The organism is Mycobacterium sp. SMC-17 (genome assembly GCF_045310915.1).
Taxonomy (GTDB): domain Bacteria; phylum Actinomycetota; class Actinomycetes; order Mycobacteriales; family Mycobacteriaceae; genus Mycobacterium.
The window spans coordinates 106,226-121,797 of sequence record NZ_JBJIAK010000003.1 but is presented as its reverse complement, the minus strand read 5'-3'; the positions used below and the strand labels follow the sequence as shown (position 1 = coordinate 121,797).

General features: G+C 67.5%; 21 protein-coding genes. 12 read left to right on the top strand and 9 right to left on the bottom strand.

The genetic code is table 11. The features are described 5' to 3' along the window. Window positions 1-35 precede the first annotated feature (35 nt). From ACJH7A_RS03175 to ACJH7A_RS03155, 5 genes are all read left to right on the top strand, one after another. Window positions 36-671, top strand: a complete 636-nt coding sequence (locus ACJH7A_RS03175; protein WP_212806565.1) for an acid phosphatase — start codon at window positions 36-38, stop codon at window positions 669-671. Between the two features lie 35 nt (window positions 672-706). Beyond that, window positions 707-1,753 (top strand): isochorismate synthase MenF, encoded by a 1,047-nt coding sequence (locus ACJH7A_RS03170; protein ID WP_406801441.1) that lies wholly within the window; start codon window positions 707-709, stop codon window positions 1,751-1,753. Between the two features lie 13 nt (window positions 1,754-1,766). Next, window positions 1,767-2,258, top strand: a complete 492-nt coding sequence (locus ACJH7A_RS03165) for an N-acetyltransferase family protein (protein WP_406801418.1) — start codon at window positions 1,767-1,769, stop codon at window positions 2,256-2,258. A 126-nt stretch (window positions 2,259-2,384) separates the two neighbouring features. Beyond that, window positions 2,385-4,511, top strand: a complete 2,127-nt coding sequence (locus tag ACJH7A_RS03160) for an adenylate/guanylate cyclase domain-containing protein (RefSeq protein ID WP_346416439.1) — start codon at window positions 2,385-2,387, stop codon at window positions 4,509-4,511. Beyond that, window positions 4,508-5,908, top strand: coding sequence for a mechanosensitive ion channel family protein (locus ACJH7A_RS03155; RefSeq protein ID WP_406801417.1), 1,401 nt, complete (start codon window positions 4,508-4,510; stop codon window positions 5,906-5,908). Before ACJH7A_RS03160 ends, ACJH7A_RS03155 begins: the two co-directional genes overlap by 4 nt. A gap of 5 nt (window positions 5,909-5,913) precedes the next feature. Here the strand turns inward: ACJH7A_RS03155 and ACJH7A_RS03150 are convergent, their stop codons facing one another. Further along, window positions 5,914-6,303 carry a hypothetical protein gene (locus tag ACJH7A_RS03150; protein ID WP_212806569.1) on the bottom strand — a complete coding sequence of 130 codons (390 nt, stop codon included), beginning with the start codon at window positions 6,301-6,303 and terminating at the stop codon, window positions 5,914-5,916. Next, a complete protein-coding gene (gene aroQ, locus ACJH7A_RS03145) occupies window positions 6,300-6,743 on the bottom strand; it encodes a type II 3-dehydroquinate dehydratase (protein ID WP_406801416.1) in 444 nt (147 codons plus the stop codon). Before aroQ ends, ACJH7A_RS03150 begins: the two co-directional genes overlap by 4 nt. Window positions 6,744-6,782: 39 nt before the next feature. On the opposite strand from aroQ, the gene ACJH7A_RS03140 reads away from it, so the two are divergent. The 3 genes from ACJH7A_RS03140 to whiB1 all read left to right on the top strand — a co-directional run bounded on the left by ACJH7A_RS03140 (window position 6,783) and on the right by whiB1 (window position 8,694). Next, window positions 6,783-7,178, top strand: a complete 396-nt coding sequence (locus tag ACJH7A_RS03140) for a YchJ family protein (protein ID WP_406801415.1) — start codon at window positions 6,783-6,785, stop codon at window positions 7,176-7,178. A gap of 51 nt (window positions 7,179-7,229) precedes the next feature. Further along, window positions 7,230-8,189 carry a diacylglycerol/lipid kinase family protein gene (locus ACJH7A_RS03135; RefSeq protein WP_406801414.1) on the top strand — a complete coding sequence of 320 codons (960 nt, stop codon included), beginning with the start codon at window positions 7,230-7,232 and terminating at the stop codon, window positions 8,187-8,189. A 250-nt stretch (window positions 8,190-8,439) separates the two neighbouring features. Next, on the top strand, window positions 8,440-8,694 hold the full coding sequence (whiB1, locus tag ACJH7A_RS03130) for a transcriptional regulator WhiB1 (protein ID WP_133426888.1): 255 nt from the start codon (window positions 8,440-8,442) through the stop codon (window positions 8,692-8,694). A gap of 216 nt (window positions 8,695-8,910) precedes the next feature. Here the strand turns inward: whiB1 and ACJH7A_RS03125 are convergent, their stop codons facing one another. Together ACJH7A_RS03125 and ACJH7A_RS03120 are read right to left on the bottom strand one after the other, a co-directional pair. Next, entirely contained in the window at window positions 8,911-10,404 is a 1,494-nt protein-coding gene (locus ACJH7A_RS03125; RefSeq protein WP_060999092.1) for a sensor histidine kinase, read from the bottom strand. A 26-nt stretch (window positions 10,405-10,430) separates the two neighbouring features. Then, window positions 10,431-10,646 carry a biotin/lipoyl-binding carrier protein gene (locus tag ACJH7A_RS03120; protein ID WP_036421130.1) on the bottom strand — a complete coding sequence of 72 codons (216 nt, stop codon included), beginning with the start codon at window positions 10,644-10,646 and terminating at the stop codon, window positions 10,431-10,433. Between the two features lie 137 nt (window positions 10,647-10,783). Between ACJH7A_RS03120 and ACJH7A_RS03115 the strand changes: the two genes are divergently transcribed. Beyond that, window positions 10,784-10,858 (top strand): 50S ribosomal protein bL37, encoded by a 75-nt coding sequence (locus ACJH7A_RS03115; RefSeq protein WP_085976028.1) that lies wholly within the window; start codon window positions 10,784-10,786, stop codon window positions 10,856-10,858. A 54-nt stretch (window positions 10,859-10,912) separates the two neighbouring features. On the opposite strand, the gene rsrA is transcribed toward ACJH7A_RS03115, so the two are convergent. Beyond that, window positions 10,913-11,224, bottom strand: coding sequence for a mycothiol system anti-sigma-R factor (rsrA, locus tag ACJH7A_RS03110; protein ID WP_406801413.1), 312 nt, complete (start codon window positions 11,222-11,224; stop codon window positions 10,913-10,915). Next, window positions 11,224-11,850 carry a sigma-70 family RNA polymerase sigma factor gene (locus ACJH7A_RS03105; protein ID WP_174814157.1) on the bottom strand — a complete coding sequence of 209 codons (627 nt, stop codon included), beginning with the start codon at window positions 11,848-11,850 and terminating at the stop codon, window positions 11,224-11,226. Before ACJH7A_RS03105 ends, rsrA begins: the two co-directional genes overlap by 1 nt. 210 nt (window positions 11,851-12,060) lie before the next feature. Here ACJH7A_RS03105 and ACJH7A_RS03100 point away from each other — a divergent pair, with 210 nt between their 5' ends. Together ACJH7A_RS03100 and ACJH7A_RS03095 are read left to right on the top strand one after the other, a co-directional pair. After that, window positions 12,061-12,552 (top strand): aminoacyl-tRNA deacylase, encoded by a 492-nt coding sequence (locus ACJH7A_RS03100; protein ID WP_138250048.1) that lies wholly within the window; start codon window positions 12,061-12,063, stop codon window positions 12,550-12,552. A gap of 23 nt (window positions 12,553-12,575) precedes the next feature. After that, the gene (locus tag ACJH7A_RS03095) at window positions 12,576-13,424 is read left to right on the top strand and encodes an NAD(P)-dependent oxidoreductase (protein ID WP_064858404.1); all 849 of its coding nucleotides are present in this window, start codon (window positions 12,576-12,578) and stop codon (window positions 13,422-13,424) included. On the opposite strand, the gene ACJH7A_RS03090 is transcribed toward ACJH7A_RS03095, so the two are convergent. From ACJH7A_RS03090 to ACJH7A_RS03080, 3 genes are read right to left on the bottom strand one after another with little or no spacing between them, the layout of a single operon-like run. Continuing rightward, on the bottom strand, window positions 13,421-13,627 hold the full coding sequence (locus ACJH7A_RS03090) for a hypothetical protein (RefSeq protein WP_162563280.1): 207 nt from the start codon (window positions 13,625-13,627) through the stop codon (window positions 13,421-13,423). The two genes, ACJH7A_RS03095 and ACJH7A_RS03090, sit on opposite strands and share 4 nt — an antisense overlap. Window positions 13,628-13,665: 38 nt before the next feature. Then, on the bottom strand, window positions 13,666-14,550 hold the full coding sequence (locus ACJH7A_RS03085; RefSeq protein ID WP_138250049.1) for an oxygenase MpaB family protein: 885 nt from the start codon (window positions 14,548-14,550) through the stop codon (window positions 13,666-13,668). After that, window positions 14,547-14,780 carry a hypothetical protein gene (locus tag ACJH7A_RS03080; RefSeq protein WP_138250050.1) on the bottom strand — a complete coding sequence of 78 codons (234 nt, stop codon included), beginning with the start codon at window positions 14,778-14,780 and terminating at the stop codon, window positions 14,547-14,549. Before ACJH7A_RS03080 ends, ACJH7A_RS03085 begins: the two co-directional genes overlap by 4 nt. A 31-nt stretch (window positions 14,781-14,811) precedes the next feature. Between ACJH7A_RS03080 and ACJH7A_RS03075 the strand changes: the two genes are divergently transcribed. Continuing rightward, window positions 14,812-15,570, top strand: coding sequence for a class I SAM-dependent methyltransferase (locus tag ACJH7A_RS03075; RefSeq protein WP_406783818.1), 759 nt, complete (start codon window positions 14,812-14,814; stop codon window positions 15,568-15,570). Window positions 15,571-15,572: the final 2 nt, after the last annotated feature.

Genomic DNA, 15,572 nt, shown 5'->3' with positions numbered 1-15,572 from the left:
AGTGGCGCCGCTCACCGTGGGGCAGAATCTCGGGCGTGAGTATTGGCGTCGACCCGGCAGGCGAACTGCTGACACACCGGCTCATCCTGCTCCGGCACGGCCAGACCGAATGGTCGCGCAGCGGCCGGCACACCGGGCGCACCGACCTCGATCTGACCGAGGAAGGCCTGCAGCAGGCCCGCAGCGCCGCCTCGGCGCTGGCCGAACTGAAGCTCGACAACCCCTTGGTGATCAGCAGTCCGCGCCGGCGGGCCGTGGTCACGGCCGAACTCGCCGGGCTGGACGTCGCCGAGACCACCGAACTGCTGGCCGAGTGGGACTACGGCGACTACGAAGGCCTGACCACACCGCAGATTCGGGAGCAGGTGCCCGACTGGCTGGTGTGGACGCACGGCTGCCCCGGCGGCGAGAGCCTGGCCGACGTCAGTGCCCGCGCCGACCGCGCCGTCGCGCTGGCCCTTGAGCACATGGCGACGCGCGACGTGGTGTTCGTCGGGCATGGGCACTTCTCGCGGGCCGTGATGACCCGCTGGATGGAGCTCCCGATCACCGACGGCATCCGGATCTCCATGGCGGCCGCGTCGATCTCGGTGTGCGGCTTCGAGCACGGCGTGCGCCAGTTGGTCGCGCTGGGTCTCACCGGCCACCCCAACCCGTGCCTGCCCGAGTGACCCCGGTTTTCGTGCTGGCAGGTCCCGATGGGGTCATGCTGGCGGACGGGCCGGCGCAGGCGTACCCGAATCTGGACGACGCGCGGCGCGCCCTGGCCGCCGACGACGTGCCGATCCTGGTGGGCGCCTTGCCTTTTGACCTCGATTCCCCCGCGGCGCTGATGGCGCCGGCCGCCGTCACGTACGCCGACGCGCTGCCGTTCAGAGCTGACCGACTGCCGGCGGTCCGGATCGCGGCCAGCCTGCCGTCGCCCGCCGAACACCGGGCCCGGGTGGCCGCCGCGGTACGGGCCCTGCGCGACCCGGCGGCAGGCCTGCACAAGGTGGTGCTGGCGCGCGCGCTGGAGCTCGTCGCCGACGACGCCCTGGACCCGTACGTGGTGCTCAGCCGTCTGGCCGACGACCGCAGCGCCACAGCGTTTTTCACCGATCTCAGCGCGGCCGGCGCGCCGTACTCCGGCACCGCGCTGCTCGGCGCGAGCCCCGAACTGCTGGTGGCCCGCCGCGGCGATGTGGTGACGTGCAAACCGTTCGCGGGCTCGGCGCCGCGGTCCGCCGACCCCGAGACGGACGCCGCCAACGGTGCCGCGCTGGCGGCCTCGGCCAAGAACCGGCACGAGCACCAGCTGGTCGTCGACATCATGCGCGCGGCGCTCGAACCGCTGTGCAGCGAGCTCGACATCGCCGCCGAGCCGCAGGTGAGCGCCACCGCGGCCGTCTGGCACCTGAGCACGCCGATCGTCGGGCGGCTGCGCGAAACCTCCACCACCGCACTGGATTTGGCCATCGCGCTGCACCCGACGCCAGCTGTCGGCGGGGTGCCCACCGCGGCGGCGGCACGGCTGATCAACGAACTCGAAGGCAACCGCGGGTTCTATGCCGGTGCGGTCGGCTGGTGCGACAGCGCCGGCGACGGCCGGTGGGTGGTGTCGATCCGGTGCGGGCAGCTGTCCGCCGACCGGTTGTCCATCGACGTCCGCGCCGGCGGCGGTATCGTCGCCGAATCCGATCCCGATGACGAAGTCACCGAGACCACAACAAAATTCAGGACGATGCTGACCGCACTGGGGGTAGCGCAATGATGGGACACCACAAATGACGACGATCATCCGCCCGGTCCGTCCCGGCGACGAAGTCGAGATCACCGCGATGATCCACGAATTGGCCGAGTTCGAGAAGGCCGCCGACCAGTGCACCGTGACCGAGGCGCAGATCCGGACGGCGCTGTTCGGCGGCGCCGAATCGGGCCAGGCCGCCGTTTCGGGTTATTTCGTCGAGGTCGACGGCCGGCCGGCCGCGTTCGCGCTGTGGTTCCTGAACTTCTCGACGTGGGACGGCGTCTCCGGCATCTACCTCGAAGACCTGTTCGTGCGCCCCGACTTCCGGCGCCGCGGCCTGGCCCGCAAGCTCCTGTCGACGCTGGCGCAGGAATGCGTCGAGCGCGGCTACACGCGGCTGCAATGGGCGGTGCTGAACTGGAACGTGAATGCCATCGCCCTGTACGACGAGGTCGGCGGCAAACCGCAGTCCGAGTGGACGACGTACCGGGTGTCCGGGCCCGAGTTGACGGCTCTGGCCCAGGGCTGATCCCGCCGCCGCTGACGTCCGGCGCAAATTTCTTCCCCAATTCCCTTCTGCACGTGGGCCTCGGCTGCCACCATCGGTGTTGATCCGCGGCCCGACCGATGAGGCCGGGCCGGCGAAGGGACGGCAATGCGATTTCAGCGTCGCCAACTGCTGTCCAGGGTGAGCATCCAGTCGAAGCTCGTCGTGATGCTGGTGCTGTGCACCATCATCGCGGCGACCGTCGTCGGCGTCATCGGGTTCCGGGCCGGCCGCGCCTCGCTGCGGGACTCGGTCCTGAACCGGCTCACCGAACTTCGGCAATCGCAGTCCCGTGAGCTCAAGGACCAGCTGTCCGACCTGAAGAACTCGATGATCATCTACGCGCGCGGCGCCCACACCCAGGGCGCGCTGGCGGAGTTCACCGCAGGATTCGACGCGCTCGCGGACAAGCCCGTCAGCCCGGCACAGTCACAGGCGATCACCGACTACTACACCAACACCTTCCTCAAGGAGGTGCAGCAGTCCAGCGGCGCCAAGCTCAACGTCGATCAACTGCTGCCGCGGGACAACGCCCAGCGGTATCTGCAGGCGAACTACACCGCCGTGCGCAAGGACGACGACACCGCGGTCAAGGTCGACGACGCGCACGACGGCAGCACCTGGTCCGCGGCGAACGCCCGCTATCAGGACTTCTTCCGGCAGATCGTCACGCGGTTCGAATTCCAGGACGCGCTGCTGCTCGACAACCGCGGCAACGTGGTCTACACCGCGTACAAGGACGTCGACCTCGGCACCAACATCCTGACCGGGCCCTACAGTGGCTCCAAACTCCGTGGCGCATACGAGAAAGCGATGTCCGCCAACGCCGTCGACTACGTCGGCATCACCGATTTCGAGGTGTACCAGCCGGCGGAGAACGTGCCGACCGCGTGGATGATCACGCCGATCGTCACCGCCGGGCGCGCGATGGGCGCGCTCGCCCTGCAGTTCCCGGTCACCAAGATCAACCGGCTCATGACGTTCGACCAGCGCTGGAAGGAATCCGGCCTGGGCAATACCGGCGAAGTCTTCCTGGTCGGCCCCGACGACCTGATGCGCTCGGATTCCCGGATGTTCCTGCAGGACCGGCAGACCTACAAGAACGACGTCGTCGCGGCCGGCACCCCGGCCGACGTCGCCGACCGCGCCATCCAGTTGGGCGGCACCACCCTGGTGCAACCGGTGCCACCGACCACCAACAAGCAGGCCCTGCGGGGTGAGTCCGGAACCCGGCTGGCCACCGACTATCTGGGCCACGAGGTGCTACTGGCCTACGCCCCCATCACGATTCCCGACGCCGAGCTGCACTGGACCATCATCGGCAAGATCGACACCGCGGAGGCGTTCCAGCGGGAGACCGCATTCACCAGGACCATCGTGTTGACGACCGTCGGCATCATCTTCGTCGTGTGCATCGCCGCGATGTTCCTGGCGCAGCTCTTCGTTCGGCCCATCCGGCGGCTGGAGGCCGGCGCGCAACGGATCAGCGCCGGCGACTACAACATCAACGTGCCCGTCGAGACACGCGACGAGATCGGCGAGCTGACAGAGGCTTTCAACGAGATGAGCCGGAGCCTGACGGTCAAGGAGGAGCTGCTCGTCGCGCAGCGCAAGGAGAACGCCAAGCTCTTGACGCTGTTGATGCCCGAACCGGTCGTCGAGCGCTACCAGCAGGGCGAGGAGATCGTCCCGGAGGAGCACCAGAACGTCACGGTGATCTTCACCGAGGTCATCGGGCTGGATCGACTGCAGGCCCAGTTGACGTCGCAGGGGTCGCTCGCCGTCGTCACCGAGCTCGAACGCCAATTCGACGCGGCCGCAGACAGTCTCGGCATCGAACGCGTCCGCGCGATCCGGAACGGCTACCTGGGCAGCTGCGGCCTCAACACCCCGAGGCTCGACAACGTCCGGCGGACCGTCGACTTCGCCCTGGAATGCCAGCGCATCATCGACCGGTTCAACAGCGAGACGGGTAACCACCTGGGCCTGCGTGCCGGCATCGACACCGGCACCGTCAGCAGTGGCCTCGGCGGCGAGTACTCCGTGGTCTACGACATGTGGGGCGCCGCGGTCAACGTCGCCTACCAGGTCAAGAGCGGTTCACCGCAACCCGGAATCGACGTCACCGACCGGGTTTATCAGGCGCTGCAGGCCACCATGACGTTCACGTCGGTCGGCACCATGTCCGTCGACGGGCAGGACGAGCCGATCTGGCGACTGGTGGTGCCGGAATGATCGCTGACGTGTTCACCTCGGCCTGGTTCTACTGGGCCGTGGGCATCGCGATCGGGCTGCCGATCGGGCTCGTCGTGCTCACCGAATGGCAGCACGCGCTGCGCCGCAGGCACAGCTTCCTGGTGCGGCCGGTGACCGTGCTGCGCAACTACCTGCTGCCCCTGGGCGCACTGCTGCTGCTCTTGACCGAGGCCCGGCAGGTACCGGCCGCAGCCACCTCGGTCCGCACCGTCGCAACGCTTTTCGCGTTCGTCGTGCTGATCCTGCTGCTGTCCGGCGTCAACGCCACCCTGTTCCAGGGGGCGCCCGCGGGGACCTGGCGCAAGCGCGTCCCGACGATCTTCGTCGACGTCGCCCGGTTCGTCCTCATCGCGGTCGGCCTGGCGGTGATCTTCTCCTACATCTGGGGAGCGAACGTCCGCGGCCTGTTCACCGCACTGGGTATCACCTCGATCGTCATCGGCCTGACACTGCAGAATTCGGTGGGCCAGATCATCTCGGGCCTGTTGATGTTGTTCGAGCAGCCGTTTCAGATCGGCGACTGGCTGGACACGGCCGCCGCACGCGGCCGGGTGGTCGAAGTCAATTGGCGTGCCGTGCATCTGGAGACCGGAGCCGGAACCCAGATCACCCCGAACTCGGTGCTGGCGGGGGCGTCGTTCACCAACCTGAGCCGGCCGGCCGACGCGCACTCGATCACCGTGACAACGATCTTCTCGCTCGACGATCCGCCGAACCAGGTGTGCGCGTTGCTCACTCGCCTGGCGGCGGACCTGCCGATGCGGCGCCCTGACGGCACCGTGTCGACAACCCCCGCAGGCGGACTCGAATATCAGACCACCATCCCGCTGCACTCCCCCGCCGACGACGGAGAGACGAAAAAGCTCTTCCTGCAATGGGTCTGGTATGCATCACGGCGGGCCGGTCTGCACCTGGACGAAGCCGATGACGACTTCTCCACAGCCGAACGGCTGGCCGAGGCCGTCGCCGAAGTCGTCGCTCCGACCCTGCGGCTCAGTGCCGACCAACAACACGAACTGCTGGGTGCGGCGAACCTGGAACGCTACGGCATCGGCGAACTGGTCCAGCGCGTCGGTGAGGTGCCCGACCGTATGACGTTCATCCTCTCCGGACGTGTTCAGCTGACTGCCGGCGGTGACGATGGAGCCGAGACCCTGATCGGAATCCTCGAGAAGGGCAGCTATCTGGGTCAGAGCACATTGACCCGGCAGCCGGTCATCGGCAATGCCCACGCCCTCGACGAAGTCACCGTGGTGCACGTCGAACGCGACCACATCGAGACGGTGGTTCAGCGAAACCCGGTGCTGCTACAGGAATTCGGCCGGATCATCGAAGACCGCCGGGCCCACGCCCGGCGTCTGCTGAGTGCCGACTGAAACCGTCACTCCCGCTTGGAGATCCACTCCACCGTGGACGGGCTGAACAACAACCCCAGCGTGACGATGGCGACGAGCGCAACCACGATGGCGTACTGCAGCTGGCCGGACTGGAAGACGTACCAGGCGACGCCGAGCAACAGCAGATTGGCGAACACCCCGATACCGCGGCCCCAGCGCCGCCCGGTGATCAGTGCCCAGCCGCCGGCGAGCACCGCCCCGCCGACGCACACCAGCCAGATCGCGTTGCCGTAACCGCTGACGATGTGCTGGTCTGCGCCGGCCAGCCCGCGCACCACGTACACCACGGCGCCGATCAGGCCGAGCGCACCTTCGGCCGCCACCAGGAACCCGGCCCGGCGCACGGCCGGCGGATGGATCGCCGGATCACTCACTGCGACAACCGATCTGCCAGGTACCGCACCGCCAGCTCGTAGCCGATGGGCCCGGCGCCGGCGATCACCGTCTCGGCCACCGCCGACACGTACGAGTGATGCCGGAAGGCCTCGCGCTTGTGGATGTTGCTCAAATGCACTTCGGCGACCGGCAATTCGGCCGCGGTGAGGGCGTCGGCGATGGCCACCGAGGTGTGGCTGTAGGCGGCGGGGTTGATCACGATGCCGACGCAGTCGGTGCGTGCCGCCTGGATCGCGTCGACCAGTTCACCTTCGTGGTTGCTCTGCACCGCACGCACCGAGAAGCCCAGCTGTGCCGCGAGGTCGGTGACGGACTGCTCGATCTGCGCCAGCGTGGTCGAGCCGTAGATTTCCGGCTGGCGAGTGCCCAACAGGTTCAGGTTGGGCCCGTTGACGAGGAGCAGGCGGCGATCGGTCACCCACTCACGGTACCGGCTGCGAACAGGCAGAATTGTCCGGTGCCGACCAACAATCCACCGTGTCGCTGCGATACCGGGGCCGAGTATGCCGCCTGCTGCGGCCCGCTGCACCGCGGCGAACGTTCCGCTGCCACCGCAGTGGCGCTGATGCGTTCGCGGTTCACCGCGTTCGCCCTCGGTGAGGTCGGCTACCTGCTGGCGACCTGGCATCCGGACACCCGACCGGCAGACCTCGACCTCGATGACGCCGTCACATGGCGCCGGCTGCAGATCGTCGACACCGAGGCCGGCGGCACGGACGACCCGACCGGCGTCGTGCAGTTCCGGGCGCAGTACGTGCGCGACGGCAGCCGGCACATCCTGCACGAGCGCAGCCGATTCACCCGCGGCAGCGATGGCCGCTGGCTGTACGTCGACGGCGACTTCGTGGACTAGCCGCCGGCGACCGAGTTGCCGACGGTCGCGGCGCGGATAGGCTCGTCACCCGTGCGTGCCGTGCTGATCGTGAATCCGAACGCAACCTCGACGACCCCGGCAGGCCGGGACCTCCTTGCCCACGCGCTGGAGAGCCGCGTCGACCTGACCGTCGCGCATACCGACCACCGCGGCCATGCCATCGAGATCGGGCACCAGGCCGCCGCTGACGGCACCGACGTGGTGATCGTGCACGGCGGCGACGGCACCGTGAACGAAGTGGTCAACGGCATCCTCGGGCACGCGAACGGCGTGCCGGGCGCCTCCAACACCGCCGTCGGCGTGGTGCCCGGCGGCTCGGCGAACGTATTCGCCCGGGCCCTCGGCATCAGCCCCGATCCGCTGGAGGCGACGAACCAGCTCGTCGACCTGCTCAGCGATTACCGCCGGGGCGTGCCCTGGCGCCGCATCGGGCTGATGGACTGCGGTGACCGCTGGTCGGTGTTCACCGCCGGTATGGGCGTCGACGGTGAGGTCGTGGCGGCCGTCGAGGCGCAGCGGGCCAAGGGCCGCAAGGTGACCGCGTCGCGGTACATCCGGGTGGCGATCCGCGAGGCCGTCGGCAGCGCCCGCAAGCCCCCGCGGTTGACGCTGCACCTGCCGGACCGTGAGCCGGTCACCGGTGTGCACTTCGCGTTCGTGTCGAATGCCAGCCCGTGGACCTACGCCAACAGCCGGCCGGTCTGGACCAACCCCACGACGACGTTCGAAACGGGGCTGGGCGTGTTCGCGACCACGAGCATGGGCATCTGGGCCAACCTGCGATTGCTACGACGGATGCTGTCGCGTACGCCACAGATTGAAGGCCCGCACCTGATCCGCGATGACGACCTGCCGTGGCTGCGCGTGACAAGTGACACACCTATCGCGTGTCAGATCGACGGAGATTTCGTTGGCCTGCGCGAAAGCATGACGTTCACGTCGGTGCCGGCGGCTCTCAATGTGGTCGCGCCCCCAGCAAAAACACAGTGACCAGCGATCTTGGTAACACTTTGCAAAATTTAGGGCGCAGGTGGGCCCAGTGTAGTACAACTGGTTCAGGGGCCTGCCAACGCGGGTCCGCAGTGACATTGCCCACGAGTTAACGCGCCGCTATTGACATCTGTCCAGCCTGTGAAAACATCAGATGCAACAGTGCAGAAACATTTCGTGTGCACCCGTTAACAGCCGAAGTGAAAAAACATTGCGCGCTTTGCTGCGCGCCCAGTGAGGAGTGTTGACCATGGATTGGCGCCACAAGGCGGTCTGTCGCGACGAGGATCCGGAACTGTTCTTCCCCGTGGGAAACAGCGGCCCGGCCATCGCTCAGATCGCTGACGCGAAGCTCGTGTGCAACCGCTGCCCGGTGACCACCGAGTGCCTGAGCTGGGCACTCGAGTCCGGCCAGGATGCGGGTGTCTGGGGCGGCATGAGCGAAGACGAGCGTCGCGCGCTGAAGCGTCGCAACGCCCGCAACAAGGCTCGCACCGGCGTCTAGCCACCACGGCATCCGAAAATGACCCCGGCGAATCCGCCGGGGTCATTTTTGTGGGTCGGGTAGATGGCGGGCGCAGGACCGCGAGTGTGCCGTCAGATCGTCGAAACCGCGATTTCCACGATCTGTGTGCACGCTCACACTGCGCGGCGTAGACGCGAAAGAACTTGCGCGCCTGGGTTATTGCGCCGTACCTACTGCGCGGCTCGGCCGCGGTGCCTACTGCGCGGCTCGGCCGCGGCGACCGATCGGGACGCGCAGCACCACATCCGTGCCGCCTCCCGGCGCCGCATCCATGCTGAGCGTGCCGTCGAGAACCGACGACACCTGGGTCTGCACGATCTGCAGCCCCAGCCGGTCCGAGTTCTCGAGGGTGAAGCCGTCGGGCAACCCGTGCCCGTCATCGTGGATCACGACGTCGAGCCAGCGCGCCGACCGGTCCGACCTGATGGTCACGCTGCCCTGCTCGGTCGTCGGATCAAAAGCGTGCTCGATGGCGTTCTGCACCAGCTCGGTGATGACCATGATCAGCGCGTGCGCGCGGTCGGCATCGAGGACGCCCAGATCACCCTCCCGCCGCACCCGGATGGGCGCGCCCAGCGAGGCCAGGTCGTTCATCATCGGCAGGATGCGGTCGATGACCTCATCGAGGTTGACTTCCTCGTCCACCGACAGCGACAGGGCGTCGTGCACCAGCGCGATCGACGACACCCGGCGCACCGAATCCAGCAGCGCCTCGCGCGCCTCGGCGTTGTTCATGCGGCGGGACTGCAGCCGCAGCAGCGCGGCCACCGTCTGCAGGTTGTTCTTCACCCGGTGGTGAATCTCACGGATCGTGGCGTCCTTGGACAACAGCGCGCGGTCACGCCGCTTGATCTCCGTGACGTCGCGGACCAGAACCGCCGCGCCGACGGCCTGTCCGCCCACGGACAACGGGATGGTGCGCAGCAGCACCGCGGCGCCGCCGGCGTCGATCTCCATGCGCATGCTGGAGCCGCCCGCCAGGAGATCCCGGACGTGGTTCGCGAGCTCCTGCGCGTCGAAGGGGTCGGAGATCAGGGGGCGGGTGACGCTGATCAGGTTCTGACCGTCCAGCTCGGTGGCCAGCCCCATGCGGTGATAGGCCGAGATGGCGTTGGGGCTGGCGAAGACCACGACCCCGTCGACGTCCAGCCGGATCAGGCCGTCACCGACGCGGGGGCTCGATCGCGACATCGGCACGTCGCCGACGTTCGGGAACGTCCCCTCGGCCAGCATGCGCAGCAGATCGCGCGCGCAGTCCAGGTAGGCGCGCTCGAGCGGCGCCACCTTGCGTCGGTCGGCGAGCGCGGTCTGGTGAGTGAGCACCGCTACCACATCATTGCCGTACCGGACCGGGACGGCCTCCAGATTGAGGCGCGAATCACCTTGCACCGCAGAGCTTTCCGCTCCCCGGCCGATGAGCCCGGTCTCGAAGGCCGCCGTGACGGCGGGCATGTCCGCAGCAGAGTTGATGGTCCCGACCGCATCGGCGAACAGCACCGTCAGCGCGGTGTTGGGCCGAATCTGGGCCACGCACACCAGCGCACCGTCGTCGCGCCGGACCCACATGAGGTAATCGGCGAACGACAGGTCGGCAAGCAGCTGCCATTCACCGACCACGGCATGCAGGTGGTCGACCGCATTGCCGGGCAGGACAGTGTGCTCGGCGAGCAGATCACCGAGGGTGGACACGTCGCGTTATCCCGTTCTGGGGTTGCCTAGCCGATGACGGCGATCAGGTCGCCGGCCTGGATCACGTCGCCGACAGCCACGTTGACGGACGTCACCGTGCCGGCGACCTCGGCCAGCACCGGAATCTCCATCTTCATCGACTCGAGGAGCACCACCGTGTCGCCCTCGCCGATCTGGTCGCCCTCGCGAACCACGACCTCGAGCACACTGGCCACGATTTCAGCGCGAACGTCCTCGGCCATCTTCACCCCACTCGTCTATGCGTTTGTACGCAGGCGGTGCCTGCGGCCTCTATTGCACCACAGCACCACGGTTTGCAATTGGGTGGCGTGGCCGTGCGACACTGTAGGGCGAGCAACCGAACCTTTGGAGGACCATCATGGCCAAGCGTGGCCGCAAGAAGCGTGACCGCAAGCACTCGAAGGCCAACCACGGCCGGCGTCCCAACGCCTGACCTACGCCTTCAAAAAACCGCCCGGCTCCTCACGGAACCGGGCGGTTTTCGTTTTCAGCCTCGGACGATGGTGGTGCGGCTGATCTCGAGCTTCAGGCGCGCACGCAGGCCCTCAGGAGCCTTCTCGCCGCTGCACTTGGTGGCGATGAGCGCCTTCACCCGCTCCTCGATGCCGTACTGCCGCAGGCAGGTGGGGCATTCCTCCAGGTGGAACCGCAGCTTGTCGCGGGTCTCCGTGGTGCACTCCCCGTCCAGCAGCGTCCATACCTCGGCGATCACCGCGGCGCATTCGGGATGCTCCGGGTCGACGGGGCCGATCGACGGCTGGAAGTCGTGCCCCTCGGGCCGGGTGTACTCGTCGCCCATCAGGACACCTCCTGGGTGTCGAGGCTCTCGCCGCGGAGGAAGCCCCGGTCCCGCGCGACGCCCGACAACAGTTCGCGCAGCTGCTTGCGGCCACGGTGCAGACGGGACATCACCGTCCCGATCGGGGTATCCATGATTTCGGCGATCTCCTTATACGGGAAGCCCTCGACGTCGGCGTAGTACACCGCCATCCGGAACTCTTCCGGCAACGCTTGCAGCGCCGCCTTGATTTCAGTGTCCGGCAGCGCCTCCAGCGCCTCAACCTCAGCTGACCGCAGACCGGTCGACGAGTGCTCGGCGTTGGACGCCAGCTGCCAGTCGGTGATCTCGTCAGTCGGGTATTCGGCAGGCTGCCGCTGCTTCTTGCGGTAGCTGTTGATGTACGTGTTGGTCATGATGCGGTACAGCCACGCCTTGAGGTTGGTGCCCTCACGGAACGAATGGAAGGCCGAATAGGCCTTCACCATGGTTTCCTGCACCAGGTCCTCGGCGTCTGCCGGGTTGCGCGTCATGCGCAGCGCACCGCCGTAGAGCTGATCGAGCAGCGGAATAGCGTCGCGCTCGAACCGCGCCGTCAGCTCCGCGTCGCTCTCGACCGCGGAACCCAGCCCGTCGATGTCGGTCATCGTGATCGTGACCGTCCCTTCTGTCGCGGCACCACGCAACAGGTCCGGCAACTCGACCGGACGTTCCAGACATGCCGTTGGCACCTGTGTCCCCTTCCGTCCGATCCTAGAGGCTGCGACCGACAACTTCGCGAGCCATTAATTGACCATGCTGACGGGAGTAACAGCGCCGGACCACGCAGTTGTTCCCGGCCTCTACGCTTGCCAGCCATGGCGAGTGCGGCTACCCCGGCGATCAAGGCCCTGCAGGCCGCGGGAATCGGCTACGAGATTCGGCAGTTCCGGCACGATCCGCGGGCCACGTCGTTCGGCGACGAGGCCGTCACCGAACTCGCCGCGGAAGGGTTCGTCGCGGCGCAGATCTTCAAGACGCTGGTACTCACGATCCCCGGCGGACTGGCCGTCGCGGTGCTGCCCGTGCCCGACAAGCTGTCGTTCAAGGCCGCGGCGGCGGCGCTCGGCGTGCCCAAGGCCGAGATGGCCGAGCAGGCCGCCGCGCAGCGCGCCACGGGCTACGTCGTCGGCGGCATCTCGCCGCTGGGGCAACGCAAGGCGTTGCCGACCGTCGTGGACAAGTCGGCACTCGGTTGGGACCGGGTGCTGTGCAGCGCGGGCAAGCGCGGACTGGACATCGTGCTGGCCCCCGCGGACCTGGTCGCCGCCACCTCGGCGGTGACTGCCGAGATATGTACTCCGCGGTAACTCCCGCGGCATAGGGTGTGCGCATGACACTGTCCGGGAAGACCATGTTCATCTCCGGTGCCAGCCGTGGCATCGGCTTGGCCATCGCCAAGAAGTTCGCGGCCGACGGCGCGAATGTCGCGCTGCTCGCCAAGACCGCCGAGCCCCATCCCAAGCTCGACGGCACCGTCTACACCGCGGCAAAGGAGATCGAAGAGGTCGGTGGCCAGGCGCTGCCGATCGTCGGCGACGTCCGCGACCCCGACTCCGTCACCGCCGCGGTGGCCCAGGCTGTCGAGCAGTTCGGCGCCATCGACGTCTGCGTCAACAACGCTTCCGCCATCAACCTCGGCTCCATCGAAGAAGTGCCGATGAAGCGCTTCGACCTGATGAACGGCATCCAGATCCGCGGCACGTACGCCGTCTCACAGGCCTGTATCCCCCACATGAAGGGCCGCGAGAACCCGCACATCCTGACGCTGTCGCCGCCGATCCGGATGGAATCGGAGTGGCTGAAGCCGACCGCCTACATGATGGCGAAGTATGGAATGACGTTGTGCGCGTTGGGTATCGCCGAAGAGATGCGCGAGGCCGGCATCGCCTCGAACACGCTGTGGCCACGCACCCTCGTCGCCACCGCCGCGGTGCAGAACCTGCTCGGTGGTGACGAGGCGATGGCCAAGGCCCGCAAGCCCGAGGTGTACTCCGACGCCGCATACGCCATCTTCAACAAGCCGGCCCGCGAATACACCGGGCAGAGCCTGCTGTGCGAGGACGTGCTGCTCGACTCCGGCGTCACCGACCTGTCGGTGTACAACTGCACCCCGAACGCCGAGCTCGGCGTCGACCTGTGGGTGGACACCCCCAACCCGCCCGGATACACCGGCCCCTAATCAGTGGCCGGGCAGATCTCGACACCCGTGACCATCGGCGGCCACGCCACCGTCACCTCGACGAGTGCGGCCAGCGGCGCGACCGCGGGAAATGCCCGGTCCCACTGTTTCTGTACCTGCTGCACCGCATGGGGGTGCAGAAACGTCCAGGCCATCCCGATCAGCAGGTACGGCAGCGCCAGCCACAGCAGGAATTCGGTCATCGCACCGACGCTGACGCGCCGGCTGAGCAAGCGGCGCATCAGATCAGCGCCCCGTCCCGGCGAATCTGCCTGCGTACGTAGGCCAGCAGCACGTAGCTTCCGGCCTGCCGCACGAACAGCGGCAGGAACCGGTTGACGAGAGCGACCAGCCGGAACAGCGTTTCGAACAGATACTGCCGGCCGCTGCCCCACGACATGCGCATCGCGTCGCGGAACACCGGCGCCAGGAAGCCTCCGGTCAGGAATGCCAGCAGTGGCCGAAATGGCAGGGCCAGAACCGGATTGATCATCTTGAGGCGCACGAGATCCGTCAGGTAAGCACGGACGGTGTCATCCATGGCGACCTTGGCGCAGGCCGCGGTCCAGTAGTCGTCGAACTCGGCCCTGGTGGCCGGCCACTGGTCGGCGGTGACCTGCAGCGTGGTGCCCAGCGGGGCGGCCGACCGGTAGAACTGTTCGGCCAGTTCGGGTGTCAGCTCGCCGCGCAGCAGTTGGTAGACGTCCTCCATGCCGACGAACAGGCACGCGGCGACCCACATCTGCAGGTCGCGGTCAAAAGCGTTGTAGCGCACCGGGCTGTCCGGACCGGACTGCACCTGGCGGTGCGCGGTGTCGACGGCCTTGCGCATAGCCGTGCGGTCCTCGTCATTGCCGAGGATGGCCACCGCGAGGTACTGGAACGTGGTGCGGGCGCGCTTCCACGGATGTTTGAGCAGGTTCCCCGAATCGACCTTGCTCTCGACGACACCGTGCCCGACACCCGGCCAGGACAGCTGCATGATGACGTTGGCCGCACTGGCCGCCGCGCCCCAGAAATCGGCGGCGTCGGCGATGGTCACCGGGTACTCGTCCCAGCGCGCGGTGCGGCGCCGAATCTGGATACGGCAGTCCGCGAGGGCCAGGGCAGGTGAATCGCCGGTCATGGCAGGCACATGTTCGTCAGCAGCAGCATCGGCCAGAACACCACGGTCCGGGCGAAGACCAGTACGCGCTCGAGGCCGTGCGCCGCCTCGAAGGCGCCGGTGTGGGTCACGGCCCACAGCACACCGAGCACCAGGTACGGCGCGGCGAGCATCGCTGCGGTGCCGAGCCACTCCGCGATCGTCATCTCGAAACTGAATATGCCCGGTGCGGGTTCTTCGTCGTCGGTCATGGTGCTTTCAACCTAGGCATACAGTGGCGGCATGTCGACGTGGTCAGTCGGACGGTACGAAGCCGTCGCCGAATTCATCTCCCCCATCGCCGTCGAGGTGGTGGCCGCGGTACCGCACGGCGCCGGCACCGCATTGGTCGATCTGGCCTGTGGAACCGGTAATGCGTCGCTGCACGCCGCCGGCCTCGGTGCCCGGGTCACAGGTGTCGACATCACGCCGGAGCTGCTGGCCATCGCCGAGGCCAAGCCCGGCGGCGACGCCGTCGAGTGGGTGGCCGCCGACGCGTCGGCCACCGGCCTGCCCGACGCCTCCTTCGACACCGCGGTGTCCAACATGGGCATCATCTTCGTCGAACCGACCGCGATGGTCGCCGAGCTGGCGAGGCTGCTCAAACCCGCTGGCACTCTCGGGTTTTCGACATGGGTCAAGGCCGGCGACAACCCGTTCTTCACCCCGGTCGTCGAGGTGTTGGGCCAACCGGAGCCGGGCCCGTACTCACCCGATCAGTGGGGCGTGCCCGAGCTCGTCCACGAGCGGCTCGATCCCGATTTCGCCGATGTCGCCATCGAAAGCGGCACCCTCACCTGGAGATTCGGCTCGGTGGACGACGCCGTCCGCTTCGTCACCGACGAATCACCCATGCACGTCACCACGTTGACCTACCTGGACGACGAGACCAGGAGCCGGCTCATCGGGGCCTTCACCGCGGCGTTCACCGCACACGAAGCCGCCGACGGCACCGTCGCCTTCGACGCGCCGCACGCGGTGATCACGGCACGCCGCCGCTGAAA